This is a genomic window from Roseomonas sp. WA12 (assembly GCF_054165765.1).
Genome location: NZ_CM135108.1, coordinates 1,342,104 through 1,367,686, shown reverse-complemented (window position 1 = coordinate 1,367,686; position 25,583 = coordinate 1,342,104). Strand labels below are relative to the sequence as shown.

Below are 25,583 nucleotides of genomic sequence, written 5' to 3'. Positions count from 1 at the left end.
CCGCATCCTCCATTGCCGCCGGCTTCTGCCGGTCGGACCTGTCGTGGCCTGTCTAACGCCCCGCCCCGGCCGCTGCCAAGGCAGCCTTCCCGCCCCGCGGACCGCGGGCCATCATTGCGCGGAGAGGGACGGAGCGAGATGGGGGCCGCCAACGCCGACTGGGTCACACTTCGCCTGCTGCTGGAGGCGCTAGAGCTGGGCAGCATCGCCCGCGCCGCGTTGCGCTGCGGCATCGCTCATTCCGCTGCCGCCAAGCGCCTGCGGACGCTCGAGGAGGAGTGCGGCCTCCCCCTGCTTGAGCGCAGCGCGCGCGGAGTGCGCCCCACCGCGGCGGGTGAGGCGATGGCCCAGCACGCCCGCGCCCTGTTCGGCCTCTCCTCCCGTTTCGACGAGGACCTGCGCGCCTTCGCCACTGGTGGCCTTGGCAGCGCCCGGCTGCACGCCGCACCCTCGGTCATCGCCGGGCACGATCTCGGCCGCATCCTCGCCGCCTTCATGGAGGCGCGCCCGGGCATCCGCGTGGAACTGCGCGAGGCGTCCAGTAGCGCGATCCTGCACGAACTGGCCGAGGGGCGCGGCGATCTTGGTGTCATCACCGCGGGCGGCGAAATCCCGGAGCCGATGGAGGCCTGGCCCTGGCGCCGGGATCGGCTGGTCCTTCTCACTCCACGCGGCCACCCGCTGGCAGCACAGCCCGATGCCAGCTTTGCCGAGGCGCTGGACCACCCGCTCATTGGCCTGGCCGGGGGCGGTGCCCTTTCCCTCCTGCTGGCCGAAGCCGCCCAGCGCCTCGGACGCCGGCTCGAATTCCGCTTCCAGGTCTCGGGCGCCGACGCCGCGCGCAGCCTCGTCGCAGCCGGGCTTGGCCTGACCGTCATGCCGGACGGGCTGGCGGATCATGGGCCGCCCGGTCCTCACGCCGTCCCTCTGCGCGATCCCTGGGCGCTGCGGGCGCTACGACTGGTGGCGCGCCCGGGTAACGGCCTGCCTCCGGCGGCGCGCCTGTTACGCGATCACCTCCGCACCAGCATGCGCGGCTGACGCAGGCTGCCCCCGCCAAACGGCGCTTCTCTGCCGCGTGGCGCGCGGGCAATCTCGGGTCTATGACAGATGCGTCCGGGAACGAACGGGTCGTGGTGCGGGAAGTTGGTCCGCGCGACGGTCTGCAGATGAGCCGCTCGGTAATGCAGACGGGCGCCAAGCTGCGCTGGATCGCGGCCATGGCAGCGGCCGGCCTGCATGAGATGGAGGTGGCGAGCTTCGTGCCGGCCGCCACCATGCCGGGCATGGCCGATGCTGCCGAGGTGGTTCGCGCCGTCCGCGAACAACACCCCGTTCTCCATGCCGTCGTCCTCGCGCCCAATCTGCGCGGCGCCCGCAATGCCGCAGCGGCCGGCGCGTGCAGCATCGTCCTGCCGGTCTCGGCCAGCGAGGCGCATAGCCGCTCCAATGTCCGCCGCAGCCGGGCCGAGCAGGTGGCGGAGTTCCGCGCCGTGGTCGCCTGGGCTCGCGGCCTCGGCGACGAGGCCCCGCGAATCGAAGCCGGCATCGCCACCGCCTTCGGGTGTTCCCTCCAGGGCAGGGTGCCGGAGGGCGAGGTGGCGTCGCTGGCCGCCGAGTTGGCCGAGGCGGGAGCGGCATCCGTCGCTCTGGCCGATACGCTCGGCTATGCCACCCCGTCCTCGATCCGCCGCCTGGTCCGCGCCGTGCGCGCCGCGATCGGCCCCGTGCCGCTGGGCAACCTGCATCTGCACGACACGCTCGGCACCGGCCTCGCCAACGTGCTGGCGGGGCTGGAGGAAGGCGTGCGCGGTTTCGACGCGGCACTGGGCGGCCTGGGAGGCTGCCCGTTCGCGCCAGGTTCTGTCGGCAACATCGCCACCGAGGACCTCGTCTACATCTTGGAGTCCGAGGGGTTCGACACCGGAATCAACCTTGCGGCCCTGATCGACGCCCGTGCCGCACTCCGGGACGGCCTGCCGGACGAGCCGCTTTCAGGCCGCGTCGCCGCCGCCGGTATCCCGCCCACCTTTCAACCGGCGCGCCGCGCCGCATGAGTGAGCCGATGACAGACACCGCCCAGAAGCCCGGCCCGCTCGCCGGCATCCGCGTGCTCGAGTTCACCCATATGATCATGGGGCCGAGCTGCGCGATGGTGCTGGCCGATCTCGGCGCGGATGTGATCAAGATCGAGCCCGGTCCAGCGGGCGACAACACGCGCCGCCTTACCGGCGCGGCGATCGGATTTTTTCCGTCCTTCAACCGCAACAAGCGCAGTCTCTGCCTCGACCTGAAGACGCCAGCAGGCCTGGATCTGGTGCACCGCCTCGCGGGTGAGGCCGACGTGGTAGTGGAGAACTTCCGGCCCGGTGCCATGGAGGCGCTCGGCCTCGGCTACGCCGCGCTCGCAGCCATCAACCCGCGTCTTGTCTACCTCTCCTGCAAGGGCTTCCTGCCCGGACCCTATGAGCACCGCGCGGCACTGGACGAGGTGGTGCAGATGATGGGCGGCCTTGCCTACATGACCGGCCCGCCCGGGAAGCCGCTGCGCGCCGGCGCCTCCGTGAACGACATCATGGGCGGGCTGTTCGGCGTAATCGCCATCATGGCGGCGCTGCGCGAGCGGGATGCCACGGGCCGCGGCGGGCTGGTGCAGTCCGGCCTGTTCGAGACGAACATGGTGATGATGGCCCAGCACATGGCGGGCGCGGCGATCACCGGCCACAACCCGCTGCCCTTCGGCGACCCGAACATGCCCAAGCCCTGGTCCGTCTACGACGTGTTCGACACGGCGGATCCCGGCGAGCAGGTCTTCGTCGGCGTGGTGACGGAAACGCAGTGGCGCGGCTTCTGCGAAGCCTTCGGCCTAACGGACCTGTTGGCAGATCCGGCTTTCGCCACACAATCCAGCCGCGTCGCCGACCGCTCGCGCTACCTGCCCCGTATCGCCGCGGTGTTCCGCGGCCTGCACAAGACGGTGCTGATGGCTCGTTGCGAGGCGCTCGGTCTGCCCTTCGCGCCGATCGCGCGCCCGGCCGACCTGTTCGACGACCCGCATCTCCTTGCCTCAGGAGGACTGCTGGAGACGGAACTTGCCAGTGCACAGGGCGCCCCGGGCGGCGTTCCCGCACAGGCAAGCGCGGGAATCCCCACCCTTCCCGTCTTCATCGGCGGAGCCCGCCCGCCTCTGCGCCGCCAGCCGCCGCGTGCTGGCGAGCACAGCATGGAGATCGCGCGCGAGGCCGCGCTGAGCGAGGCGGAAATCGCCGACATGCTCGCCGCAGGCACCTTGCTCGCTCCCACCTTGCCGCTCGCCGCCGAATGACGGCGCTGGTACTGCCGGGGCGCATCCTTTTCCTCTCGGCTAACCCGGACAATGTGACGGCCCAGCTCAGCGGTGAGGACCTCGATGCCAACAGAGCCGGCCCGTTGCGCGACGATGTATCAACCGACGAGATCACCCCTCTTCCCTCCCTCGTCTTCTTTGACGAGCGGCTGGCCGAGCATGCCTATACCGGCCTGAAATCCGGCTCCCGGCTGCCGGTGTGTGAAGGCGCCGTACGGGCCGGCGGCTTCTCTGTCGTTGTCGCCGGAACGCGCTACGGCAAGGGCTCGTCCCGTGAGCACAGCCCGCTCGCCGAGCGCATGGCGGGCATCCAGCTGGTGATCGCGGAGAGCTTCGAGCGGATCTACCGGCAGAACGCTGACAATCTCGGCCTGTTCACCTCCACCGATCTCGGGCTCGTCGAGCGCATCCGGCGCGGCGAGTCGATCGACTTTGAAGAGCTGCTCGCCGGGCGCGACGCGATGGCCGGCGATGTGCTGCGAGAGGGCGGCCTGCTGCGCCACAGCCGCACGCGCCTGCGCCAGCTCGTCGCCGCTCGCCTAGCGGATGTTGGGCCGCAGACGCTGACCGCGAAGATCCTCGCCCGCCATGCCCTTGCCGCGCCAGGCGAGACGGCCGCTCTCCTGCCCGGAAAGGGTGTCATCGCCCGCCCGGACCTCCGCTTCATCCACGACATCTACACGGCGATGGCGCGGTACATGCTGCGCGCCACCTTCGGCGAGCGCCTCGCCCTGCACGACCCCGCGACCATTCTGACCTTCGAGGATCACTACTCCTACGCCCATCGCAGCCCCGCGCATCTGTCGCGAGGGCTGCTGCCGCAGGTGCGCGAGCTCTCGGCCGAGCATCGCGCCTTCGTCGCGGAGCACGTGCTGCGCGACCACGGCTACCTCTCCTCTGGCGAGGGTTCGGAGGGCATCTCCCACGCTCTCATGGCCGAACGCTACGCACTGCCCGGCCAACTCATCGCGGGCACTGATTCCCACACGCCGCACAGTGGTGCGCTCGGCTGCCTCGCCTTCGGCGTGGGCACCACCGAGATGGCCAATGCCATGGTAACCGGCACCGTGCGGCTGACAGTGCCCGAGGTGCTGCGGGTCGAGCTTGAGGGCACGCCCCCGCGCGGGGTTACGGCAAAGGACATCGTGCTGCACCTCCTCGCGCTGCCCGCGCTCGGCGCCGGGCTTGGGATCGGGAAAGTGTTCGAGTTCGCCGGCTCCGGCGTCGCGCATTTGAACACCGACGAGCGCGCGACGCTGACGAACATGACGGCCGAGCTTGGGGGCTTCTCTGGCCTCGTCGCGCCAGATGCCGAGACGCAGCGCTTTCTCCGCGACCGACGCGGGATCGAGCTCACCCTCGAACCCTGGATGGTGAGCGACCCCGGCGCGCCCTGTGCGGCCACCATCGCCGTGGATCTCGCGTATCTCTCCCCCATGGTGGCCGCACCCGGTGATCCCGGCCGCGGCCTGGCGTTGGACACGTTGCCCGCGCCGGTGCCCATTCAGATCGCCTATGGTGGTTCCTGCACAGCCGGCAAACGGGAGGACTTCGACCGCTACCACGAGGTTCTCGCCTGGGCGGCCGCGCGGGGCCTGCGGGTGGCTCACGGCGTGGAGCTGTTCCTGCAGTTCGGCACCTCGGACGTCCGCGACTACTGCGCCGACCGCGGCTTTCTGGAGACCTTCGCCCGCGTCGGCGCCACGATCCTGCAGCCGGCCTGCGGTGCCTGTGCCAATTGCGGCCCTGGCACCTCGACTCGGCCCGATCAGGTGACAGTCAGCGCAATCAACCGCAACTTCCCCGGCCGCTCCGGCCCTGGTCAGGTCTGGCTGGCCAGCCCGCCAACCGTGGCGGCCAGCGCCATTGCAGGAAGGTTGGTCTCCTTCGAGGAGCTGCAGAAAGGCCTGTAGGCGGGCGTAGCTTCCATATCTGATTGGACGAAACCAGCGACGTCACGCCCTTGCCGGAGGCCAAGGCCCCTCGATATTCCGCCGTTTAAATGATCTGACCGCGCAGGAACCCGAGGGCAGGAAGCGGCCGCCAGCTACGGGGAAGGTCGGCGCGGCGGATCGGAGAGATGCTGTAATTCGGGACCGGCAGGCTCGAGCTGCGGAGGAACGCCGCGTAATCCCGCACCTGCTGTTCCCGCCAGCTGCGGTCCGCATCTGCGGCTGCGCGGCTGGCGTAAATCTCTGCGATCCGGGTCTTCCGGCCGATGGCGGCCACCACGGCCCAGAGCTTGTCCTCTCGTGCCCGGCTGAGGCTGAGCACCTTGTCAGGGGCCTGCCCCTGCGCTGGCTGATTCATGCGCCATGCCTCGTCGATGCGGCCCCGCCCTGGCGGCGCCCGGCTTTCGCGTACAGCCTGACCATCTGTGTTCCGGCCCCGGGGCGCACAAGGCCCGCGCCGGAAGAACCCGACCATCCGGCGAGGACCCGCACCCCTCCACCGGCTAGTCGCCGGGGTGTTACGGTCAGCGGTCCGGCACGATGTAGAAGCGACGACAGGTTGAGGAACAAGCCATGGCGCGATCGATGGATGAGGGGACGGTACCGGCGACGATGCGCCCCGACCCGGCGGATTACGGCTACGATCTGGACCAGGCCCTTCTCGCCGTAGTCACGCTGCGCGCCCGCGTGCCGGAGGACGCCTTCACCGCCGACACCCTCGGGACGGAGCGCGTCGGCAACGCGGTGCTGATCCGCGAGAGCGGGCTCCTGTTGACCATCGGCTATCTCGTGACCGAGGCAGAGGAGATCTGGCTCACCACCTCCCTGGGCCGCGTCGTGCCGGCCCATGTGGTTGGCTATGACCAAGTGACGGGCTTTGGCCTCGTCCAGGCGCTCGGTCGGCTCGAGGTGCCGGCGCTCCAGCTCGGCGACTCGGCCCAGATCCAGGCCGGTGACCAGGTGGTGTTCGCAGGCGCTGGCGGCCGGGCGGGCGCCCTGGCCAGCCGCGTGGTCTCTCGGCAGGAATTCGCGGGCTACTGGGAATACGTCATCGACGACGCGCTCTACACCTCGCCCGCCCACCCGCTATGGGGCGGCGGAGCGGTGATCGGGCCGAAGGGGGACGTCGTCGGCATCGGATCGATCCAGCTCGGACATGATCCAGGCGACGGGCGCGTGCGGGTGCTCAACATGAGCGTGCCGACCGAACTGCTGCCGCCGATCCTGGACGACATCCTCGCCCTGGGCCGGCCCAGGCGCCCAGCGCGGCCCTGGCTCGGAGTATCCGCCGGGGATGACGATGGCCGGATCGCCCTAATCGGGGTAACCGCGCGCGGGCCTGCAGCCCGGGCGGGCCTTCGTAAGGGCGATGTGATCCTGGCCGTCAACCAGGAGGAGGTGAGCGACCTCGCCGGCTTCTTCCGCCGGATCTGGGCGCTCGGGGAAGCGGGCGTGGATGTCCCGCTTCTGCTGGAGCGCGAGGGCGACCGCTTCGAGGTCAACGTCACCTCCGGCGACCGCCAGCGGTTCCTGAAGTCAGCGCCGCTTCACTAGCCCGGGCGATTGGCCCGGGCGGCAGGGGTGCGGGATGACCCGCCCCCTCCCCAGGCCCCGGTCACCTCTCCCCATCTTCGCGCGGACCGTCCTCGTCCGTCTGCGGCTCCTGCGATTCGCCGGCCTCGGCCGCCTTCTGCTCCTGCTTCCGCTGCGCCTTGGCTGCCGCCTTGGCTGCCTTATCCCGCTCGCGCTGCGCGCGGTCCTGGCTGTAGTTCGGTTTGCGCACGCTCATCCCCCTTTGGGTTCACGCGATCCTTTACCTTCCCAGGGCAGGTTCCGGCCACCCCTGCGGCTTCTGCGGGCAGGAAACCCGGGCGTTTTCCTTTCCCCAGCTGGCCCGGTTCCCGCCGCTGCCACCACGGCCTAAGGTCGCCGCGCCCGCTGCGGCGCTGCCCCAAGGGAGGATCGACCATTCCGGAACCCCGCAAGCGCGGCCGCGCCATCCTCGGCCTGCTCGTCTCAACCGTGCTTCTGCCCCTCGCCGTCCTCGGTCTCGGCATCTGGGAGAGGCAGCGCGGCGCCGAGGACCAGGCCATGCTGGAACTCCAGCGGGCAAGGGCGGCCAAGACGCTCTCCCTGCTGGAGAGCCGCCCCGCACTGACCAATGGACGACCGGATTTCGGCGCCCAGTACCGCCGCAACGGCCAGACCTATGTCGGCCCCCTCGCCCTCGATCAGGCGCGGGACGAGCTGGAGGATGTCGAGAGCGCGGTGACGCTGGCGCGGATTCGCCGCTACCTGCCACCGGTCGTCATTCTCTGCGCCGGGCTTACCGGCGGGCTCTCGATCCTGGCACTGCTGGCGGCGACCGTTCTTGGGCGGCTCGGGCGCGGTTCGCGGGATGCTCTGGTACGGGGCTTCTCGCTCGCACGGCGGGCCCTGCCTCCGGTTCTCGGGGCCCAGGTAATCCTGACCGCCGTTGCCGTTGTCGCCGCCGTCGCGTTCGAGGCTTCGGCGATCCTGGAGGCGGGCAACCTCACCGCGGGAGGGGCAAAGCTGCTGGGCATCGCGGCCATCGCTATCGGCGCCAGCTTGTGGACGGCGGGCAAGGCCGTCGTCCATCTGCGGCGCACCGTGGACCTCTTCACCCCCGACCCGCTGCCGATCATGGGCCGCACCGTCTCGCGCGAGGACGCGCCCGGCCTGTGGCGACTACTGGACGAGCTTGCCGGGCGGCTGAACGCCCTGTTGCCGGACAATGTGGTCGTGGGGCTGACAGGCGGCTTCTTCGTCAGCTCCGGGCCCAAGCTTCTCGAGCCGGGCGGCACGGCACTTTCGGGCCGCACGCTCTACCTTCCCCTGCCGCTCCTTCCACTACTGCGCGAGGACGAGGTGGCCAGCATTATCGGCCACGAGCTGGCGCATTTCTCCGGCGGTGACACCGAGTACAGCCTGCGGTTCCTGCCCATTTATGCCGGGGTCGGGCGGTCGCTCGATGCCGTCTTCCTGGCCGGGATGGGCGGTGACGGCTCGCCCTCCCCGCTGACCCGCCCGGCGCTGAAGCTGGGCGTCTTCGTGATGGACCAGTTCCACCACGCTGTGCGGCACTGGAGCCGGCTGCGCGAGTTCGCGGCCGACGCCGCCGGTGCCGCCGCGACCTCGCCCGATGCCGCGGCGCGCGCCCTGCTGCGCAGCTCAGCGGCGGATCCGCGGGTTGCGGAGACGCTGGATGCGGCTTTCCGCGAACCTGCAGCCGCGCCGCAGGACCTCGTCGCCGCCGTCCTGCACCACGCGGCGGAGCGCGGTCTCGACGACCCGTCCGTGCATCTGGAGGAAACGCAGCCCCACCCCACGGACACCCATCCGCCAACGCGCCAGCGCCTGGCCGCACTCGACCGCGCGCCAGGGCCGGAGCTGCTGGCCGAAGCCGCCGCGGCGCCGCCGCCGGAGGCTCTGTCCCGCCTCAACACGTATTTCGCGGAACCGGAGGACCTCAGCCGCGCGGCGACGGCCGACTTCCTGAACATTGCCCGTCAGGAGGCGCAGGCCGAGCGCGAAGCGCTTCGGGCCGCGGCGACCGGCGTGGCTGAGGAGGAGGTTGCTCTGCATGAGAATACCCGGGCCGGCGCAATCTTCCTCATGGCCTTCGGCGGGCTGTTGGCGGCCGGCGCCCTCACACTCTTGGCGATCGATGTGCCGGGGATCGATCGCACGGGCCGGTGGATCGTAGCGGGGACGAGCGGCGGTCTGGGCCTGCTGTTCATCGCTTTCGGCCTGCCGCTGCTGCGAAGGGGCGACAAGCCGTTTCTGGTGCTTCGCCCGGACGCCATGCTGATCAGCGGGCTCGACCGGCCGATTGCCTGGGGGCATGTGGCGGATCTCGACATGACCTTGGATCGCGGACGCGTGGTCACCCGCGTTCTGTTGCCGCCCGAAGCGCCCGTCCCTGTCCGGATGCGGGGCGGCCGGCGCGTAAAGCTCGATGCGAAACGGCGGATTGTCACCTTCATGGCGGCGCCACCGCGCGACCTGAAGGTGGAGGGCTTCGCGGAGCTCATCGGGCGCTACAGGCAGGCGGAAGCGGCACGCCGTATTCTGGCCGAGAGCACCGATGTCGCGAATGTAAACAGCCCGTGACTTCTCGGCGAGAGCGCGCCGACTAGGATCGCGCCATGCAGCCCAACGCCGAAGCCCCTCTCCCAATGACCCTCCCGCCGCAGGGCAGTGACTGGCGGCAGACTCTGTGGTCGGTGCTCGGAACGCTGATGTTCGGTGCTATCCTCGTCGCCATCGCCATTTACACCGTGCCCAATCTCGTCAGTGACTGGCGCATCCGGGACACGGCGCAGCCCGTTGCCGGTGGGCGGGTGACGGAGGGGTCCTGCAGCTCCCGGCTCATGATCAATGTCTGCGACGCCACTCTGTCGGTCCAGACGAAGTCGGGCATCGTCTCACGAGACGTGAATTACATTTTCGCCGACCTGCATTCCGGCAGCTACAGCGTTGCCGTGGTCGCCGATCCCGCCCATCCGGAACTGCCGACCACGGACATGGCGTTGCAGAAGCTGTGGAATCGCACGATCACGCTGCTGATTGGCGGCGGGCTGCTGCTGGCCCTCACCGTCGCCCCAGTCGTTATTCTGATCCGCCGGTTCTTCGGCCGGGCTTCGCAAGCCGGCTGAGAAGGGGAGCTACACGCGCCGATGAGAGGGGGAAGGACCGCCCTTCCCCCTAGGCCGCTCAGGCCGGCTGCGGCAGGCGTTCGATCAGCTTGTCGAGCGTGAGCGGATAGTCTCGAACGCGGATGCCCGTGGCATTGTAAACCGCGTTTGCGATGGCTGCGCCCACGCCGCACAACCCAAGCTCGCCGACGCCCTTTGCTTTCATGGGTGAGGAGAGGGGGTCCACCTCGTCCAGGAAGATGACCTCCTGATGCGGAATGTCGGCATGTACCGGCACCTCGTAGCCGGCAAGGTCATGGTTGACGAAGAAGCCGTGGCGGGTGTCCACCTCAAGCGCCTCCGTCAGCGCCGCGCCGACGCCCATCGTCATTGCCCCGATCACCTGACTGCGCGCGGATTTTGGATTCAGGATACGGCCTGCCGCACAAACCGCCAGCATCCGGCGGACGCGCGTCTCGCCCGTATAGGAGTCCACGCCGACTTCCACAAAGTGCCCGGCGAAGGTGGACTGCTGGTAGGTCTTGGAGAGGTCGCCGTACTCGATCGCGTCCTCGGCCGAGAGACCCGCTGAACCGGCGGCCTGGCCGAGAGGCGCCATGCGGTTGCCTGAACGCACCTGGCCATCGGCGAAGACGACATCGGCCGAGTTGAAGCCGAGCGCCTGCGTCACCCTGTCCCGCAGCTTCACGCATGCGGCGTAGACGCCAGCGGTGGCGTTGTTGGCACCCCATTGCCCGCCCGAGCCCGCGGAGGCCGGGAAGTCGGAGTCGCCGAGCTTCACCACGACCTTGTCGATCGAGACGCCCAACATCTCCGCCGCTGTCTGGGCGATGATGGTGTAGCTGCCCGTGCCGATATCGGTCATGTCGGTCTCAACCGTGACCATCCCCTGCCCGTCCAGCCGCACGCGCGCGCCAGACTTGGTGAGCAGATTGTTGCGGAAGCCCGCGGCGACGCCCAGGCCAACGAACCAGCGGCCGTCCCGCCGCTGACCTGGCCGGGGATTGCGGTTGGCCCAGCCGAAACGCTCAGCGCCCTGCTGCAGGCATTGGACGAGTTGGCGCTGCGAGAAACGACGCTCGGGATGCTCAGGATCGACCTGGGTGTCATTGAGCACGCGGAACTCGACGGGGTCGATGCCGAGCTTCTCGGCCATCTCGTCCATCGCCACTTCGAGCGCCATCAACCCGGGGGCCTCGCCGGGCGCGCGCATGGCATTGCCCTCAGGCAGGTCGAGTTCGGCCAGCCGCATGGAGGTCAGGCGGTTGGCACCGGCATAGAGCAGCTTGGTCTGCTGCACCGCGGTCTCGGGCTTTCCCTCCTTCAGGTTGCCCGAGATGCTCTCATGCGCGATAGCGGTGAGCTTGCCGTCCCGTCCCGCGCCGAGCCGGATGCGCTGGATGGTTGCCGGCCGGTGAGTCGTGTTGTTGGCGATCAGCGGGCGCGTAAGGGCCAGCTTCACCGGGCGCCGTGCCGCCCGCGCGGCGAGAGCGGCGAGCACAACGTCGGAACGCAGGAACAGCTTTCCGCCGAAACCGCCACCGACGAAGGGACTGTCGACGCGGATGTTCTCCGGGCCAGTGCCCAGGGCCTTGGCCAGGTCCCGCTTCGCCCAGGCGATCATCTGGTTCGAGGTCCAGACCGTGAGCTTGCTGCCGTCCCAGCTCGCGATCGAGGCGTGCGGTTCCATCGCCGCGTGGCTCTCGTCGGGGGTGGTGTAGGTTTCGTCCAGCTGCACCGGCGCGGAGGCGAAAGCACCATCGAAATCACCGGTGCGCTCGATCGGCGGCGCGCCACTGCCCTCGCCGCTGTCTCCCGCCACCAGCGGCGCAGCGCCAGCTGCCGCGGCCAGGTCAAAGCGGCCGGGCTCGCGATCGTACTGCACCCGGAGCAACGCCGCGGCCCCGCGGGCCTGCTCGAAGGTTTCGGCCACAACCACGGCGATGGCCTGATGGTAGTGCTGAATCTCCGCACCGCCGAACAGCGTGGCCGCGTTCATCGGGCCGTTTGGCAGGGGAGCCATCTCAAGCGTTGTCACGACCGCGACGACGCCGTTCGCCGCCTTCGTTGCGGACGTGTCAACGGCGGTCACCCGGCCCTTGGCGATCGCGGAGCCGACGACGTAGCCATAAGCCTGGTTCGGCACCACGTCGTGCCGTTCATAAGCGTAGGGGGCGGTGCCGGTTGTCTTGCGCGGGCCGTCGATGCGGTCGAGCGGCTTGCCGACAACTTTGAGCTGGTCGATCGGGTTCTGTGTGGCGGCAGTCTCAAACTTCATGGTCTCAGCCCTTCGCCTCGGCCAGGACGGAGGCGAGTGCGCGCTCCGCCAGGGCGACCTTAAATGCGTTGTCCTGGGTGGGCCGCGCCTCGGCCAGGATCGCCGACATGGCGGGCTTGGCGCCACGCGGCAGCTCGGCTTCCGCGGCTTCGAGGCGCCAGGGCTTATGGGCAACGCCTCCCAACGCGACACGCCCGGTGCCGTCCCTCTGCACCACGGCTGCCACCGACACGAGCGCGAAAGCATAGGACGCCCGGTCGCGCACCTTTCGATAGAACTGGCGCCCACCGGCGGGAGGCGGCAGGGCCACGGCAGTAATGAACTCGCCAGCTTCCAGCGCCGTCTCGATATGCGGGGTGTCACCCGGCAGGCGGTGGAACTCGGCCATAGGGATGCGTCGGCTGGTGCCGTCCGGGCGCGCCGTTTCGACCACTGCATCCAGGACGCGCATGGCGACAGCCATGTCGGACGGATGCGTCGCAATGCAGGCCTCGCTCGCCCCGACCACCGCCAGTCCACGGGTGACGCCACCGATGGCCGAGCAGCCGCTGCCGGGTGCGCGCTTGTTGCAGGGCTGCGCGGTGTCATAGAAATACGGGCAGCGGGTACGCTGAAGCAGGTTCCCCCCCGTTGTCGCCTTGTTACGCAATTGGCCCGTGGCGCCCGCCAGCAGGGCGCGGGAGAGCACACCGTAGTCGCGCCGGACACGCTCATCCGCGGCCAGTTCCGTATTGCGCACTAGGGCGCCGATCCGCAGCCCCCCATCAGGCGTCGCCTCGATGCGGTCCAGCCCGAGGCCGTTCACATCGATCAGATGGCTTGGCACCTCGATTTGCAGCTTCATCAGGTCGAGCAGATTGGTGCCGCCCGCGATGAACTTGGCACCGGGCGTGCGGGCCGCGGCGGCAGCGGCCTCAGCTGGTGTGCGGGCGCGCTCGTAGGTGAAGGGCCTCATGCCTGCCTCCCCGCAACTTCGGTGATCGCATCGACAATGTTGGAGTAGGCGCCGCAGCGGCAGATGTTGCCGCTCATGCGCTCGCGAATCTCGTCCGGGGTGACCTGCGGCGTCTCCATCAGGTTCGCCGTCACATGGCTCGGGATGCCGGCCTTGATCTCCTGCAGCGCCGCCACGGAGGAGCAGATCTGGCCGGGCGTGCAGTAGCCGCACTGGTAGCCGTCATGCTTCACGAAGGCGGCCTGCATGGGGTGCAGGTTCTCCGGCTGGCCTAGGCCCTCAATGGTCGTGACCGCGTCGCCCTCATGCATCACCGCCAAGGTGAGGCAGGAGTAGATCCGCTGACCGTCCACCATCACGGTACAGGCACCGCACTGGCCGTGATCGCAGCCCTTCTTGCTGCCCGTGAGCTGAAGGTGCTCGCGCAGCGCATCCAGCAGCGTCGTCCGCGTGTCTAGTTCAAGCGCGCGCGACTGGCCGTTCACGGTCAGCGTGACCTTCGACAGGGTCGGCGCGCCCGGCGCGACCGCCTGGGTCGGCGCGGCCGTCTGAGCGCCCGCCGGCGCCGCCGTGGCCGCAGCCGTGGCCGCTGTCGCCGCGATCAGGCCGCGGCGTGAAAGTTCGAAGTCGGTGGCTTTCTGCATGGCCAACCCTGATCCCTTGTTGCGTGTGTGCGGCCCGAAGTCACCGGTCCCGCTCCCTGAGCGGGGCCCTCGAGCGGCCCTGGCAGGCGCTGTCGCCCTGCCGACTTGCAGAGAGAACGTCCCTGAGGGGTGAAGGTGACCCGCAGCGTTCTGAAAATTAGGTGTGGCAAGCTGCACGGCATGATGCCTGCTGTTCATCAACGAACAGGCACAAGCCCGCCGGGTCATGCCGAGAGCCTGGCCCGATTGCAGCGGGCGGTCCGATCCGGGTGTGGCCTCTCGATTGATGCAGGGCGAATATGAGGTCAGGCGACCATACGGGTCTAACGGTTGCGGCCCGCCGCACGTATTTGGTGAGACAACGAAGGAGATACGCGATGGAAATCAAGCGCAGCGGATCCCAGCCCACGACCAAGCCGCCGGCCGAGTACTTCACAGGCACCGTCCGGCTGGACGCACCTTTCAGGGGTACAGGTGACGCCCGGATCGGCGGCGCGACCGTGACCTTCGAGCCTGCTGCGCGCACCGCCTGGCACACCCACCCGCTCGGGCAGACCCTCCTCGTGCTTTCCGGCCTCGGCCGGGCTCAGCGCGAAGGTGGCCCCATCGAGGAGATCCGGCCGGGCGACATCGTCTGGTTCCCGCCGGGCGAGCGGCACTGGCACGGCGCCGCCCCGGACTGCGCCATGAGCCACGTCGCCATCGCCGAGGCGCTGGACGGCCGCAGCGTCGACTGGCTGGAGAAGGTTACCGACGCCGAATACGGCGGTTGACCGTCGGCGGCCCCGAGTTCAGGGGCCAAAGCGGCGGGACGGCAGGATGCCGCGCGGCATGGCAGGGCTCGAGCCTTGGCACCTAGCTGTGCAGGCCGGGTGCTTCCTGCCCGGTATGCGCCACATACTCGCTGTAACCACCGCCATACTCGTGGATGCCCTCCGGCGTCAGCTCCAGCACGCGGTTGGAGAGCGCGGCCAGGAAATGCCGGTCATGCGAGACGAACAGCATGGTTCCTTCGTACTCCGACAATGCCGTGATCAGCATCTCCTTGGTCGCCATGTCCAGGTGATTGGTCGGCTCGTCCAGCACCAGGAAATTCGGCGGATCGTAGAGCATGCGCGCCATCACGAGCCGCGCCTTCTCCCCGCCCGAGAGCACGCGGCACTTCTTCTCAACCTCATCGCCCGTGAAGCCGAAGCAACCGGCGAGCGCCCGAAGCGAGCCCTGCGCCGCGCGCGGGAAGGCATCCTCCAGCGACTGAAACACGGTGCGGTCGCCGTCCAGCAGCTCCATGGCGTGCTGCGCGAAATAGCCCATCTTCACACTTCCGCCGAGCGAGACCGTGCCCTGGTCCGGCACGGTGGACCCCGCCACCAGCTTCAGCAGCGTGGACTTCCCGGCGCCGTTGGTGCCCAGGACGCAGCAGCGCTCCTTCCGGCGCACCAGGAAGTCCAGCCCGTCATAGATCACCTTGCTGCCGTAGCGCTTGTGCACGCCCCTCAGGCTTGCCACGTCGTCGCCCGAGCGCGGCGCCTGGCCAAATTCGAACGCCACAGTCTGGCGCCGCTTGGGCGGCTCCACGCGGTCGATCTTCTCCAGCTTCTTCACCCGGCTCTGCACCTGGGCGGCGTGGGAGGCGCGCGCCTTGAAGCGCTCGATGAACTTGATCTCCTTGGCGAGCATCGCCTGCTGGCGCTCGAACTGCGCCTGCTGGTGTCGCTCGTTCATGGCGCGCTGCTGCTCGTAGAACTCGTAGTCGCCAGAGTAGGAGTTCAGCGTGCCACCATCGATCTCGACCACCTTGTTGATGATCCGGTTCATGAACTCGCGGTCGTGCGAGGTCATCAGCAGCGCGCCGTCGTAACCCTTCAGGAAGCCCTCCAGCCAGATCAGGCTTTCCAGATCCAGGTGGTTGCTCGGCTCGTCCAGCAGCATCACGTCGGGCCGCATCAGCAGGATGCGCGCCAGTGCCACGCGCATCTTCCAGCCGCCGGAGAGCTTGCCGACGTCTCCGTCCATCATTTCCTGGCTGAAGCCGAGCCCCGCCAGCACTTCCTGGGCGCGGCCCTCGAGGGCGTAACCACCCAGCTCCTCGAAACGGCCCTGCACCTCGCCGAAGCGCTCGATGATCGCGTCCAGCTCGTCCGCCTTGTCCGGATCCGCCATGGCGGCTTCCAGCGCGGCCAGCTCGGCTGCGACCGTGCTCACATCCCCGGCGCCGTCCATCACCTCCGCCACCGGCGTGCGGCCGGACATCTCCCCGACATCCTGGCTGAAGAGGCCGATGCTGACACCGCGGTCTACCAGCACCTGGCCCTCGTCCGGCTGCTCCTGCCCGGTGATCATGCGGAACAGCGTGGTCTTGCCCGCGCCGTTCGGCCCGACAAGCCCGCTCTTCTCGCCGCGTTGAAGTGCCGCGGAGGCTTCGATGAAGAGAAGCTGCTGGCCGCTCTGCTTGCTGATGGAGTCGAGGCGGATCATGGAGAACTCTGTGCCTGGGAACGGCGCACCGGCACCGGGAGGACGGGTCCGAGACCACATTCGATGGCCAACCGTCAACCGTGCAGGAATGAAGAGGAGGGAGGCACGCCTCCCCTGCCCCATTCCCTTCGTCTCCTACCGAGTTCAGCCCTCCCAGCGATAGCCCGCGCCGGTCAGCCCTTTCGGATGTTATGAAAGAGCGGGAAGCTGTTGAGCATCCCGGTCACCTCGGAACGGAACGCCGTCGGCTGGGTGAAGGCCCCGGTCGGTAGGTAGGGGATGTCCTCGAAGGCCTGGCGCTGCATGGCCACGGACAGACGCTTCTGTTCGCCGGGGTCCTCCGCATCCATGAACTGGTCGCGCAGCGCCTCGATCTTGGGGAGATCCGGCCAGCCATAGGTACCGGCCCGGCCCGGCCCACGGAGGTAGGACTGCGTGGCGGGGCTGGTGGCGATGATGCCGGGAATCGTGTTGCACCACACGCTCCACCCGCCCTGGTCCAGCGGCCCGCGGTTGTTCACCCGCCCGGCGATCGTGCCCCAGTCGCCGGCCTGATAGTCCAGGTTGACCCCGCTGCGGCGGAACATGTCACCCGCGATCTCACTCATCGTGTTCAGCCGCGCATTGTCGGTGGGCACCACGAAGACGATGCGTTCTCCCTTGTAGCCCGCCGCGTCCAGGTTACGCTTCACTCGGTCGAAGTTCGGCGCACCATCCATCGTCTCCAGCCCCACCTCCGAGGCGAGCGGACTGCCCGGGAGGAAGAAGCCGCAGCGATCGTTCCAGAGGGTACGGTCCTCTCCCAGCACGGCTGTCATGTAGTCGGCCTGCTTGATGCCCGGCAGGAAGGCGCGGCGGATCGCCGGGTTGTCGAAGGGCGGCTGCAGATGGTTAAGGCGGATCATCGACATCGATCCGCTCCTGTCCTTCACCTCCACCCGCAGGTTGCGGTTCCGGCGCAGCAAGGGCAGCAGGTCGGGCGTCGGCTGCTCCCACCAGTCCATCTCGCCCTGCTGCATGGCGGACGCTGCCGTCGCAGGATCCGGAAGGGTGTGCCACTCCACGCGGTCGAGGAAGGCGCGCTTGCCGCCGGCGAGAAAGCTCGCGGGCTCATTCCGCGGTACATATCCCTCGAAGCGTGAGTACACCGCCCTCACCCCAGCCATGCGCTCCCCACCAACCCAGCGGAACGGGCCGCTGCCGACGATCTCCGTCACCTGCGTAGAGGTTGGCAGCCGGGCGAAGCGCTCCTGCATGACCGGGCAAAAGGACGAGGGCTTGGCCAGCGCGGCGGCGAGGAACGGGAACGGCTTCTTCAGGCGGATGACGAACACCCGATCGGAGACCGCCGTCATCTCGTCCGTGATCGCGCGGATGTTCTGACCCAGCACGTCGGCCTGGCTCCAGCGGGCGATACTGGCGACGGCATCGGCGGCGCGGATCGGCGTGCCGTCATGGAAGGTGGGGCCCTCGCGCAGTGTGATGCGCCAAGTGCGGCCGCTATCCTCGAGAACATGTCCTTCCACGAGCTGCGGGCGAGGCTCGTAGTTCTCGTCCAGCCCGTAGAGCTGGTCATAGACCATCATCGCGTGGTTGCGCGTGACGAGCGCCGTGTTGAAGACAGGGTCCAACAGGGCGAGGTCGGCCTGCGGAACGAAGCGGAGCACGCTTCGCGCCCCCGCCGTTCCCTGGGCGCGGATGACCGACGGCGCGGCTATCGCCGCCGCGGAAAAGGCCAGGACGTCACGACGCTTCATCGTTCTTCCTCCAGATCGCCACGGTGTCGTTGGAAACAGCTTTCATCGCCCTCCCGCTCCGCCGGGCGCCCTGTCCAGCCAGGCCGGGAGGCGGGCGATCCAGGGGCAGACGGCCTCGTACTGGGCGGCGGCCTGCAGTACGCCCAGATCGCCCCGCGGCGGGCCGATAATCTGCAGCCCCATGGGAAGACCGCGCGGGTCGAAGCCGGCGGGCACGCTGATGGCCGGGCAGCCCGCCATGGTCGCACCCACCACCACCTCCATCCAGCGGTGATAGCTGTCCATCTGGCGACCATTGATCTCCGCGGGCCAGTCGATGCCTGCCTCAAAGGGAAAGACCTGGGCCGAGGGGATCAGGAGGAAGTCGAAACGCTGGAAGAGGGCGGTGAAGGCCTTGTACCAGGCACCGCGGTCCAGCCCCGCCCTATACAGGTCGAGTGCGGAAAGACGGTGGCTCCCCTCGATCTCCCAGATCGCCTCGGGCTTCAGCAGGGCGCGTTGCGCCGGGTTACGCCAGGCCGCGTCATGGCGACCGCCGATGCTCTGCTGCCGCAGCGCCACGAAGGCCTGCCATAGCCGCTCGGGTTCAAAGTCCACGCGAGCCTGCTCCACAGAGGCGCCTGCCTTACGGAACAGATCGAGCGCGTCGGTGCAGAGTTCGAGCAGCCCCGGTTCAAAGGGCAGGTGCCCGTCCAGATCGCCGAGCCAACCAAAGCGTGGCTGGCGCTGGCCCTTCCTCAGTTGTTCCTCAAACCGAAAGCCGGGGTTGTCGAGCGAAAGAGGTGCTCGTGGGTCGTATCCAGCCTGCACCGAAAGCAGCATCGCAATGTCTTGCACCGAGCGGCCCATTGGCCCCTCGACCGCCATCTGGCCGTAGAACGGATCTGGCGAGTCCGCCGGCACGCGGCCCTGGGAGGGGCGGAAGCCGAAGACGTTGTTGAAAGCTGCCGGGTTGCGGAGCGAGCCGCCCATATCGCCCCCGTCCGCGACGGGCAGCATCCGCGTTGCAAGCGCGACAGCCGCCCCGCCGCTCGACCCGCCTCCGACACGGGAGAGATCATACGCGTTGCGCGTGAGGCCGAAGATCGGGTTGTAGCTGTTCGAGCCGTAGCCGAATTCCGGCACGTTGGTCTTGCCGATGATGATGGCACCAGCCGCGCGCATCCGTTCGACGAAGATGGCATCTGCCTCGGGAACTTGGTCCGCGAAGAGCGGCGAGCCGAGTGTGGTGCGCAGACCCTTTGTTGCAGCGAGGTCCTTGATGGCCTGAGGGAGGCCGTGCAACGGCCCGAGGGCGTCCCCCCGCGCCACCGCCCGGTCAGCCTCCTCCGCCTCGGCTAGGAGTTCGGCGCGCGGGCGGAGCGACACGATGGCGTTCACCCGGGGGTTCACGGCGTCGATGTAATCGAGAAAGGCCTTCATCACCTCGCGCGCGGACACCTGCCGCTCGCGGATCATGGCAGCAAGCGGTACGGCGTCGGTCCGACACAGTTCCGGGGGAGAGATTGCCACGCTACTCACCAGCGATGCCCCTTGAGCGGCCGAGTGACCGAGCGCACAGGCTTAAACCTTCGCGGTTGCTGCAGCCGGCGTAGCGGCCCCGAAGCGGGCACGAAGCTCTGCGTAAATGCGAGATCGTCAGTGCTGTCAGCTAGAGGGAGTAGGACAGGCGCTACACTGCGCGGAGCTTCCCCCGGGGTAAGACCAAAGGAGGAGGTGGGCTCATCCTGCCTACAGGCCATTGCGGCAGCCTGAGCCCGTATGGCTGCTAAATGCATTCCGGTCCCCTCCTTCGAGGATACGGAGTGTGAAACCGAGCTGCTCACCTGTCGATATATCAAATAGCGACTGAGCTGCACTTGGCCAAGCTTCGAGCCGACTTGGAAGCGCCCGCCCGAAGCAGTGGCGCTTGGGTGTCACACCGGGCACGCTGAATATGGCTCCGACGAGATTTCCCCGACAGGACCGTGCAAGACCGCAACATATCGATGCGCGACGAGGTGGGTAGCCGATTAGCTCACGACGCCTTCCGCCAACTTCCTCACGCTGCTGAGATATGACGCGAGCAAAAGCGTGCTCCGCGTATTTCGTGAAAACAGGCTGCGGTCACAGGGACTGGAGGCGCGCTATGCACCACAGCACATCACAGGAGGATGAGAAGAAATGGCGGAGGGGATGGGATTCGAACCCACGATAGGACTTGACATCCTATAACGGTTTAGCAAACCGCCGCCTTCGGCCACTCGGCCACCCCTCCGCAGGAGTGGAAGTCACACGGCGTTGCAGGCGCCGCTCATAGCCGCCCTGCAACGCCGCGTCAAACACCCCGGCGCGCCCTCACGACAACGCCACCTCAAACCCCTTCTTGGTTCCCGGCCGCGCCATCATCCGGTCGTACCAGGCCGCCACATTGGGCAGGTCGTCGAAGGGCACCAGGTGCCGCTCGTGCCGCCAGGCCCAACCGATGATCGCGAAATCCGCCACGCTCGGCTCGCCCTCGGTCGCCACGAACTCGCGCCCGGCCAGCCGCTTCTCCAGCACGCCGTAGAGGCGCTTCGTCTCCTTGCCGTAGCGGGCGATGCCATAGTCCTTCGCCGGTCCGTCCGGCTGCATGAGGAAGTGATGCACCTGGCCCGGCATCGGGCCGAAGCCGCCCATCTGCCACATCAGCCATTCCAATACCGGCACGCGGGACCGAGGGTCGGCCGGAAGGAAGCGGCCGGTCTTTTCCCCGAGATAGAGCAGGATCGCTCCCGACTCAAAGACACTGATCGGCTGCCCGCCCGGTCCCTCATCATCCACGATCGCGGGAATGCGGTTGTTCGGGCTGATTGCTAGGAACTCCGGCCGGAACTGCTCATCCGCACCGATGTTCACGGTCTTCACCTGATAGGGCAGCCCCATCTCCTCCAGCGCCACGCTGATCTTGCGGCCGTTGGGAGTGTTCCATGTGTGCAGGGTGATCATCGGCAACGTCCTCAGGGCGGGTGCGCTTCCGGACAGCATTGCCCCACCTGAGGCTGATGAGAAGCCCGGGCTGGCCCTGGAACCGGCCCCATCCAGGGACGATATCTCGGCCATCATGCCGGACACTCACCACCCAGAACTCGCCCGTCACGTTCTACCTGACGCCCCGCTCGGCAGCCTTGCCCTTCTCCGCGCGGTGATCCGCAACCCGCTGGAAGTGCTTCCGCGCGAGGCCTTCGAGCAGCCCTTTGCTCGGCGGAATGTCCTCGGCCATGAGCGAGTCTTCGTCACCGGCCCCGAGCTGATCCAGCAGGTCCTGCTGACGCAGGCGGATGCGTTTGAGAAGTCGGACTCCATGCGCCGGGCGCTCGCCCCCGCACTGGGCGAGGCCATTCTCACCGCCGATGGCGAACGCTGGCGCTGGCAACGCCGCGCCGTCGCCCCGATCTTCCGTCCGGACCGGGTTAACGCCTTCCTGCAGCCGATGCTGGATGCGGCTGCCCGCACGCGCGACCGCTGGCTTGCCCTGCCCGCGGGCAGCGAGATCGAACTCGGCCACGAGATGATGCGCACCACCTTCGACATCATCGTGGAGACCATGCTCTCCGGCCACGCCGCCATCGATGTCGCGCGGGTGGAGCGCGGCATCACCGATTATCTCGAGAGCACCGGCTGGGCCATCGCGCTGGCCATGGCCAAGGCCCCGGGCTGGACCCCCTTCCCCGGCCAGCGCCGTGCGGCGCGCGCGCGCGACTACCTCCGAGGCGAGTTGCTCCGCCTCGTCAGTGACCGCCGCCGTGTTGGATCCGAGCGAGAGGACCTGATCTCTCTCCTCCTGGCCGCGCGCGACCCCGAGACCGGGCAGTCGATGGACGACCGGGATATCGCCGACAACCTGCTCACCTTCATTACTGCCGGGCATGAGACCACTGCCCTCGCCCTCACCTGGGCCTTCTACCTGCTGGCCAAACACCCCGAGGAGGAAGCCCGACTGTTGGCCGAGATCGCGGCCGTCACGGGCGGCGCGCCTCTGCGCCCGGACCATGTCGCCGGCCTTGCCCGCACCCGGCAGGCGGTCATGGAGGTGCTTCGCCTCTACCCGCCCGCCCCGATCATCGCCCGTGGCGCCGTCCGCAGGGTCGAACTCGCCGGGCACACGGTGGAAGCGGGCACAACCGTCCTGATCCCGATCCTCGCCACCCACCGCCTGCCGGCTCTCTGGGACGGGCCCGACCGCTTCGAACCTGGCCGGTTCGATCCCGCCCTGGTGAAGGCCCACCACCGGTACGCCTGGATCCCCTTCGGCGCCGGCCCGCGGATCTGCATCGGCCTCGGCTTCGCGCTGGAGGAATCGGCAGCCATCCTTGCCACCCTCCTCCCGGCCCTGCGCCTGCGCCCGGAGGAGGGCTTCGACCCTGGCCTGCGGATGCGCATCACGCTCCGCCCCGCGCATGGCATGCCGATGCGGGTCCACCCGCGCTGACGCCGCCGCTCCGTCATCCCTCCCTGGCCTGTCCCGCCGATCCGGGGCAGGCTCCGCTCCCACAAAGAAGGATCCGCCAGAGCATGTCCGGCTTCGGCCCCAGCACCGGCCCCCATCCCGGCATGAGCGATACCGCCGCGGCCATGCATTACGACGCCAACAAGCGCTCCGTGCTTGTGGCTTATCTTTTGTGGTTTTTCCTGGGCTGGTTCGCAGTTCACCGCTTCTACGCCGGGCGTATGGTAAGCGGGCTGTTGATGCTGGTGGTCAGCATGGTTTCCTGGGCCTTCACGGCCATTCTCATCGGCTATGTCGGCCTGCTCTTCATCGCACTCTGGCTGCTGGTCGATGCCCTCCTCATTCCCGGCATGATCCGCGCCTACAACCGCAACATCATCACCTCACTCGGCCGCTAAGGGCGGACAGCCCCTTCCCTGAGGGAATCGCGGGCGCGCTGCAACGACCACACCCTCCGTGCGTCCTACCCGCACGGAGGGCTATGCATGGCCGACCACGACGTTCTTGACGGGCTCATCATCGGCGGCGGTCCCGCCGGGCTCACGGCCGCACTTTACCTCGTCCGCTTCAACCGGCGGATCGCCATCGTCGACGCCGGCGATAGCCGTGCCGCCTGGATTCCCACTAGCCATAACTTCCCCGTCTTCGCCCATGGCATCGGCGGCCCCGAAATGCTCGCACGCCAGCGCGAGAACCTCGCGCAGTACGGCATCACGCCCCGTCCAGCGCGCGTCGCCAGCTTAACAAAGGAGGGCGGCCAGTTCATCGCCACGCTGGATGACGACGCCCCGATCCGTGCCCGCCGCGTACTGCTGGCAACCGGCTGCAAGGATCTCGAACCCACTCTGCCCGATCTGCCCGATGCCGTGCAGCGCGGCCTTATCCGCTACTGCCCCATCTGTGACGGCTACGAGGCGCGCGGCCGCAAGGTGGCCGTCCTCGGCCACGGCGCACGCGGGTTGGGCGAGGCGGTTTTCGTCGCGCGCAGCTACTCGCCGGATGTCACGCTCCTCACCCTCGGCGAGACCCTGTCGGCGGAGGATGAGGCCCGCGCGAAGGAGCACGGCATCCGCATCATCAACGCTCGCATCGATGGGCTGGAGGTGGAAGGTGACCGCATCAGCGCCATCCGCGCCGGTGGCGAGGAACACAGGTTCGAGACGCTCTATTCTGCACTAGGGTTGAGGGTCCGCTCGGACCTTGCCCTGGAACTGGGCGCCGAGCATGATGAAGCGGGCGCGCTGATCGTGGACGAGCACTGCCGCACCTCGATCCCCGGCCTCTACGCCGCCGGCGACGTGGTTCGCGGCCTCAACCAGATCGTCGTCGCCATGGGCCACGCCGCTATTGCCGCGACAGACATCCACAACCGCTGCGAACTGCCCACCGAGGACGAGCCGGGCGGAGGAGTACCTCAGTAGTCCCCGGCGGAGGGCAGCGCGTCCAGGAAGCCCTGCGCCTCCCGCCGCACCGTATCCAGCCTGGCAGAATCCATGCGCTCCAGCGTGCGCACCGCCTGCCCTGCACGCGGATTGGCCGCCAGCCGGTCGCGGTGCCGCGCCACGAAGTCCCAGTACAGCAGGTTGAACGGGCAGGCGCCCGGGCCCTGACGCATGTTCACATCGTACTCGCACCGGCCACAGTAGTCGGACATGCGATTGATATAGTTGCCCGAGGCGGCGTAGGGCTTGCTCGCGATCAGCCCGCCATCGGCATAGAGCACCATGCCGACGACATTCGGCATTTCCACCCATTCATAAGCATCGTGGTACACGATTAGGTACCACTCCTGCACCGCCTTCGGATCGATCCCCGCCAGCAGGCAGAAGTTCCCCAGCACCATCAACCGCTGAATATGATGCGCATAGGCGTGGTCGCGCGTGGCGCGCACGGATTGGCGCAGGCAGTTCATCGCCGTCTCACCCGTCCAGAACAGGTCCGGCAGCGGCCGCACGGCACCCAGCGCGTTACGCTCGCCATAGCCCGGCATTTCCCGCCAGTAGATGCCGCGGATGAACTCCCGCCAGCCGATCAGCTGACGCACGAAGCCCTCCACCGCGTTCAGCGGCGCCGCGCCGTCGTGATAGGCCGCGACCGCCGCATCGCAGCACTCCGCGGCCGTCAGCAGCCCGCAGTTGATCAGCGCTGAAAGATGCGAGTGGAACAGCAACGGCTCTCCCTGCCGCATCGCGTCCTGGTAGGCGCCAAATCCGGGGAGCGCCTCCTGCACAAACCAGCCGAGATAGGTCACGGCCTGCGCGCGCGTCACCGGATAATCGAACCCGTCCAGCCGCCCGAAATGATTGCCGAAGCGCCGGGCCACCAGCGCCAGCACCTCCTCCGTCACCGCGTCCGGCTCAAAGACCGGCCGCTCCGGCGGCTGAACCCCCCGCGGCAACCGGCCGCGGTTCTCGGAATCAAGGTTCCACCGACCGCCTTCCGGTTCGCCTTCCTCGGTCATCAGATAGCCGGTGCGCCGGCGCATCTGGCGGTAGAAGCTCTCCATCAGCAGCGGCCGGCCACGCCGCCCCAGCTTCGCGAAATCCCATCCGCGGCAGAGAAAGCGGTCGTCCTCACGTATTTCGACCGGTAGGCCAAACGCAGCCTCCCAGCCCTCCTGCATCGCCCGTACGCGCCACTCACCGGCTTCGGTTACCACGATGCCATCCACGGCGTGCCGTCTCAGCGCCCGCTCCAGCTCCCCGCCGAAGCTGCCGCTGTTCCCTTCCGCATCCAGCACAACGTAGTCCACTGTCACGCCGCGGCGGCGCAACGCGTCCGTAAAATGCCGCATGGCGGAGAAGAGAAAGGCGATCTTGCGTTGGTGGTGGCGCACATAGGTGGCTTCCTCGGCCACCTCCGCCATCACCACCACGTCACCGGGCGCCAGGTCCCGCAGCGCGGAGAGGCCCTCCGACAGCTGGTCGCCGAGGATGAAACGGAGGCGTGGCACGTCGCGCAGAACCTCCCCGCCTTCATGGCGGGCGCCACGGATATGCCGGCGGAAGGCGGGGCTTCAACCCCGC

21 protein-coding genes and 1 tRNA gene are annotated in these 25,583 nt (G+C 68.3%); 11 read left to right on the top strand and 11 right to left on the bottom strand.

Annotated elements, in window-relative coordinates; all coding sequences use genetic code 11:
* The first annotated feature begins 138 nt into the window (after positions 1 to 138).
* From ACVBD7_RS06555 to ACVBD7_RS06540, 4 genes are all read left to right on the top strand, one after another.
* A complete protein-coding gene (locus ACVBD7_RS06555) occupies positions 139 to 1,041 on the top strand; it encodes a LysR family transcriptional regulator (RefSeq protein WP_458096692.1) in 903 nt (300 codons plus the stop codon).
* A gap of 128 nt (positions 1,042 to 1,169) precedes the next feature.
* Positions 1,170 to 2,057 carry a hydroxymethylglutaryl-CoA lyase gene (locus ACVBD7_RS06550; RefSeq protein WP_458096691.1) on the top strand — a complete coding sequence of 296 codons (888 nt, stop codon included), beginning with the start codon at positions 1,170 to 1,172 and terminating at the stop codon, positions 2,055 to 2,057.
* A gap of 8 nt (positions 2,058 to 2,065) precedes the next feature.
* Positions 2,066 to 3,325, top strand: a complete 1,260-nt coding sequence (locus ACVBD7_RS06545; RefSeq protein WP_458096690.1) for a CaiB/BaiF CoA transferase family protein — start codon at positions 2,066 to 2,068, stop codon at positions 3,323 to 3,325.
* Positions 3,322 to 5,259, top strand: coding sequence for an aconitase family protein (locus ACVBD7_RS06540; RefSeq protein WP_458096689.1), 1,938 nt, complete (start codon positions 3,322 to 3,324; stop codon positions 5,257 to 5,259). Before ACVBD7_RS06545 ends, ACVBD7_RS06540 begins: the two co-directional genes overlap by 4 nt.
* An 85-nt stretch (positions 5,260 to 5,344) precedes the next feature.
* Here the strand turns inward: ACVBD7_RS06540 and ACVBD7_RS06535 are convergent, their stop codons facing one another.
* Complete coding sequence (locus ACVBD7_RS06535) at positions 5,345 to 5,656, bottom strand: hypothetical protein (RefSeq protein ID WP_458096688.1); 312 nt, start codon at positions 5,654 to 5,656, stop codon at positions 5,345 to 5,347.
* 215 nt (positions 5,657 to 5,871) lie between these two features.
* Here ACVBD7_RS06535 and ACVBD7_RS06530 point away from each other — a divergent pair, with 215 nt between their 5' ends.
* Positions 5,872 to 6,852 (top strand): S1C family serine protease, encoded by a 981-nt coding sequence (locus ACVBD7_RS06530; protein WP_458096687.1) that lies wholly within the window; start codon positions 5,872 to 5,874, stop codon positions 6,850 to 6,852.
* 61 nt (positions 6,853 to 6,913) lie between these two features.
* Here ACVBD7_RS06530 and ACVBD7_RS06525 read toward each other — a convergent pair whose 3' ends face one another.
* The gene (locus tag ACVBD7_RS06525; RefSeq protein WP_458096686.1) at positions 6,914 to 7,087 is read right to left on the bottom strand and encodes a hypothetical protein; all 174 of its coding nucleotides are present in this window, start codon (positions 7,085 to 7,087) and stop codon (positions 6,914 to 6,916) included.
* Positions 7,088 to 7,320: 233 nt separating this feature from the next.
* On the opposite strand from ACVBD7_RS06525, the gene ACVBD7_RS06520 reads away from it, so the two are divergent.
* Together ACVBD7_RS06520 and ACVBD7_RS06515 are read left to right on the top strand one after the other, a co-directional pair.
* A complete protein-coding gene (locus tag ACVBD7_RS06520; protein WP_458096685.1) occupies positions 7,321 to 9,432 on the top strand; it encodes a M48 family metalloprotease in 2,112 nt (703 codons plus the stop codon).
* Positions 9,433 to 9,467: 35 nt separating this feature from the next.
* Positions 9,468 to 9,977, top strand: coding sequence for a hypothetical protein (locus ACVBD7_RS06515; RefSeq protein WP_458096684.1), 510 nt, complete (start codon positions 9,468 to 9,470; stop codon positions 9,975 to 9,977).
* 58 nt (positions 9,978 to 10,035) lie between these two features.
* Here the strand turns inward: ACVBD7_RS06515 and paoC are convergent, their stop codons facing one another.
* Genes paoC through paoA form a run of 3 tightly spaced genes read right to left on the bottom strand, consistent with a single transcriptional unit; the run spans position 10,036 to position 13,854 of the window.
* On the bottom strand, positions 10,036 to 12,255 hold the full coding sequence (gene paoC, locus ACVBD7_RS06510) for an aldehyde oxidoreductase molybdenum-binding subunit PaoC (RefSeq protein WP_458096683.1): 2,220 nt from the start codon (positions 12,253 to 12,255) through the stop codon (positions 10,036 to 10,038).
* A 4-nt stretch (positions 12,256 to 12,259) separates the two neighbouring features.
* The gene (locus tag ACVBD7_RS06505; protein ID WP_458096682.1) at positions 12,260 to 13,210 is read right to left on the bottom strand and encodes an FAD binding domain-containing protein; all 951 of its coding nucleotides are present in this window, start codon (positions 13,208 to 13,210) and stop codon (positions 12,260 to 12,262) included.
* Positions 13,207 to 13,854 carry an aldehyde dehydrogenase iron-sulfur subunit PaoA gene (gene paoA, locus ACVBD7_RS06500; protein WP_458096681.1) on the bottom strand — a complete coding sequence of 216 codons (648 nt, stop codon included), beginning with the start codon at positions 13,852 to 13,854 and terminating at the stop codon, positions 13,207 to 13,209. Before paoA ends, ACVBD7_RS06505 begins: the two co-directional genes overlap by 4 nt.
* A gap of 377 nt (positions 13,855 to 14,231) precedes the next feature.
* Here paoA and ACVBD7_RS06495 point away from each other — a divergent pair, with 377 nt between their 5' ends.
* Complete coding sequence (locus ACVBD7_RS06495) at positions 14,232 to 14,627, top strand: (R)-mandelonitrile lyase (protein ID WP_458096680.1); 396 nt, start codon at positions 14,232 to 14,234, stop codon at positions 14,625 to 14,627.
* A gap of 82 nt (positions 14,628 to 14,709) precedes the next feature.
* On the opposite strand, the gene ACVBD7_RS06490 is transcribed toward ACVBD7_RS06495, so the two are convergent.
* The 5 genes from ACVBD7_RS06490 to ACVBD7_RS06470 all read right to left on the bottom strand — a co-directional run bounded on the left by ACVBD7_RS06490 (position 14,710) and on the right by ACVBD7_RS06470 (position 21,056).
* Positions 14,710 to 16,332, bottom strand: a complete 1,623-nt coding sequence (locus ACVBD7_RS06490) for an ABC-F family ATP-binding cassette domain-containing protein (protein ID WP_458096679.1) — start codon at positions 16,330 to 16,332, stop codon at positions 14,710 to 14,712.
* Positions 16,333 to 16,505: 173 nt separating this feature from the next.
* Complete coding sequence (locus ACVBD7_RS06485; RefSeq protein ID WP_458096678.1) at positions 16,506 to 18,089, bottom strand: ABC transporter substrate-binding protein; 1,584 nt, start codon at positions 18,087 to 18,089, stop codon at positions 16,506 to 16,508.
* 42 nt (positions 18,090 to 18,131) lie between these two features.
* Positions 18,132 to 19,601, bottom strand: coding sequence for an amidase (locus ACVBD7_RS06480; protein WP_458096677.1), 1,470 nt, complete (start codon positions 19,599 to 19,601; stop codon positions 18,132 to 18,134).
* Positions 19,602 to 20,253: 652 nt separating this feature from the next.
* Positions 20,254 to 20,346, bottom strand: a tRNA-Ser gene (locus tag ACVBD7_RS06475).
* An 80-nt stretch (positions 20,347 to 20,426) separates the two neighbouring features.
* On the bottom strand, positions 20,427 to 21,056 hold the full coding sequence (locus ACVBD7_RS06470) for a glutathione S-transferase family protein (RefSeq protein ID WP_458096676.1): 630 nt from the start codon (positions 21,054 to 21,056) through the stop codon (positions 20,427 to 20,429).
* Here ACVBD7_RS06470 and ACVBD7_RS06465 point away from each other — a divergent pair.
* The 3 genes from ACVBD7_RS06465 to ACVBD7_RS06455 all read left to right on the top strand — a co-directional run bounded on the left by ACVBD7_RS06465 (position 21,049) and on the right by ACVBD7_RS06455 (position 23,978).
* Positions 21,049 to 22,539 carry a cytochrome P450 gene (locus ACVBD7_RS06465; protein WP_458096675.1) on the top strand — a complete coding sequence of 497 codons (1,491 nt, stop codon included), beginning with the start codon at positions 21,049 to 21,051 and terminating at the stop codon, positions 22,537 to 22,539. The two genes, ACVBD7_RS06470 and ACVBD7_RS06465, sit on opposite strands and share 8 nt — an antisense overlap.
* An 83-nt stretch (positions 22,540 to 22,622) precedes the next feature.
* Positions 22,623 to 22,955, top strand: coding sequence for a TM2 domain-containing protein (locus tag ACVBD7_RS06460; protein WP_458096674.1), 333 nt, complete (start codon positions 22,623 to 22,625; stop codon positions 22,953 to 22,955).
* Positions 22,956 to 23,042: 87 nt separating this feature from the next.
* Positions 23,043 to 23,978, top strand: a complete 936-nt coding sequence (locus ACVBD7_RS06455; RefSeq protein ID WP_458096673.1) for an NAD(P)/FAD-dependent oxidoreductase — start codon at positions 23,043 to 23,045, stop codon at positions 23,976 to 23,978.
* On the opposite strand, the gene ACVBD7_RS06450 is transcribed toward ACVBD7_RS06455, so the two are convergent.
* Positions 23,972 to 25,510, bottom strand: coding sequence for a cryptochrome/photolyase family protein (locus tag ACVBD7_RS06450; RefSeq protein WP_458096672.1), 1,539 nt, complete (start codon positions 25,508 to 25,510; stop codon positions 23,972 to 23,974). The two genes, ACVBD7_RS06455 and ACVBD7_RS06450, sit on opposite strands and share 7 nt — an antisense overlap.
* Positions 25,511 to 25,583: the final 73 nt, after the last annotated feature.

Coding starts and splice junctions, on each gene's coding strand:
- ACVBD7_RS06555 (WP_458096692.1), top strand. CDS start 139: ATGGGGGCCGCCAACGCCGACTGGGTCACACTTCGCCTGCTGCTGGAG.
- ACVBD7_RS06550 (WP_458096691.1), top strand. CDS start 1,170: ATGAGCCGCTCGGTAATGCAGACGGGCGCCAAGCTGCGCTGGATCGCG.
- ACVBD7_RS06545 (WP_458096690.1), top strand. CDS start 2,066: ATGACAGACACCGCCCAGAAGCCCGGCCCGCTCGCCGGCATCCGCGTG.
- ACVBD7_RS06540 (WP_458096689.1), top strand. CDS start 3,322: ATGACGGCGCTGGTACTGCCGGGGCGCATCCTTTTCCTCTCGGCTAAC.
- ACVBD7_RS06535 (WP_458096688.1), bottom strand. CDS start 5,656: ATGAATCAGCCAGCGCAGGGGCAGGCCCCTGACAAGGTGCTCAGCCTC.
- ACVBD7_RS06530 (WP_458096687.1), top strand. CDS start 5,872: ATGGCGCGATCGATGGATGAGGGGACGGTACCGGCGACGATGCGCCCC.
- ACVBD7_RS06525 (WP_458096686.1), bottom strand. CDS start 7,087: ATGAGCGTGCGCAAACCGAACTACAGCCAGGACCGCGCGCAGCGCGAG.
- ACVBD7_RS06515 (WP_458096684.1), top strand. CDS start 9,468: ATGCAGCCCAACGCCGAAGCCCCTCTCCCAATGACCCTCCCGCCGCAG.
- paoC (WP_458096683.1), bottom strand. CDS start 12,255: ATGAAGTTTGAGACTGCCGCCACACAGAACCCGATCGACCAGCTCAAA.
- ACVBD7_RS06505 (WP_458096682.1), bottom strand. CDS start 13,210: ATGAGGCCCTTCACCTACGAGCGCGCCCGCACACCAGCTGAGGCCGCT.
- paoA (WP_458096681.1), bottom strand. CDS start 13,854: ATGCAGAAAGCCACCGACTTCGAACTTTCACGCCGCGGCCTGATCGCG.
- ACVBD7_RS06495 (WP_458096680.1), top strand. CDS start 14,232: ATGGAAATCAAGCGCAGCGGATCCCAGCCCACGACCAAGCCGCCGGCC.
- ACVBD7_RS06490 (WP_458096679.1), bottom strand. CDS start 16,332: ATGATCCGCCTCGACTCCATCAGCAAGCAGAGCGGCCAGCAGCTTCTC.
- ACVBD7_RS06485 (WP_458096678.1), bottom strand. CDS start 18,089: ATGAAGCGTCGTGACGTCCTGGCCTTTTCCGCGGCGGCGATAGCCGCG.
- ACVBD7_RS06470 (WP_458096676.1), bottom strand. CDS start 21,056: ATGATCACCCTGCACACATGGAACACTCCCAACGGCCGCAAGATCAGC.
- ACVBD7_RS06460 (WP_458096674.1), top strand. CDS start 22,623: ATGTCCGGCTTCGGCCCCAGCACCGGCCCCCATCCCGGCATGAGCGAT.
- ACVBD7_RS06455 (WP_458096673.1), top strand. CDS start 23,043: ATGGCCGACCACGACGTTCTTGACGGGCTCATCATCGGCGGCGGTCCC.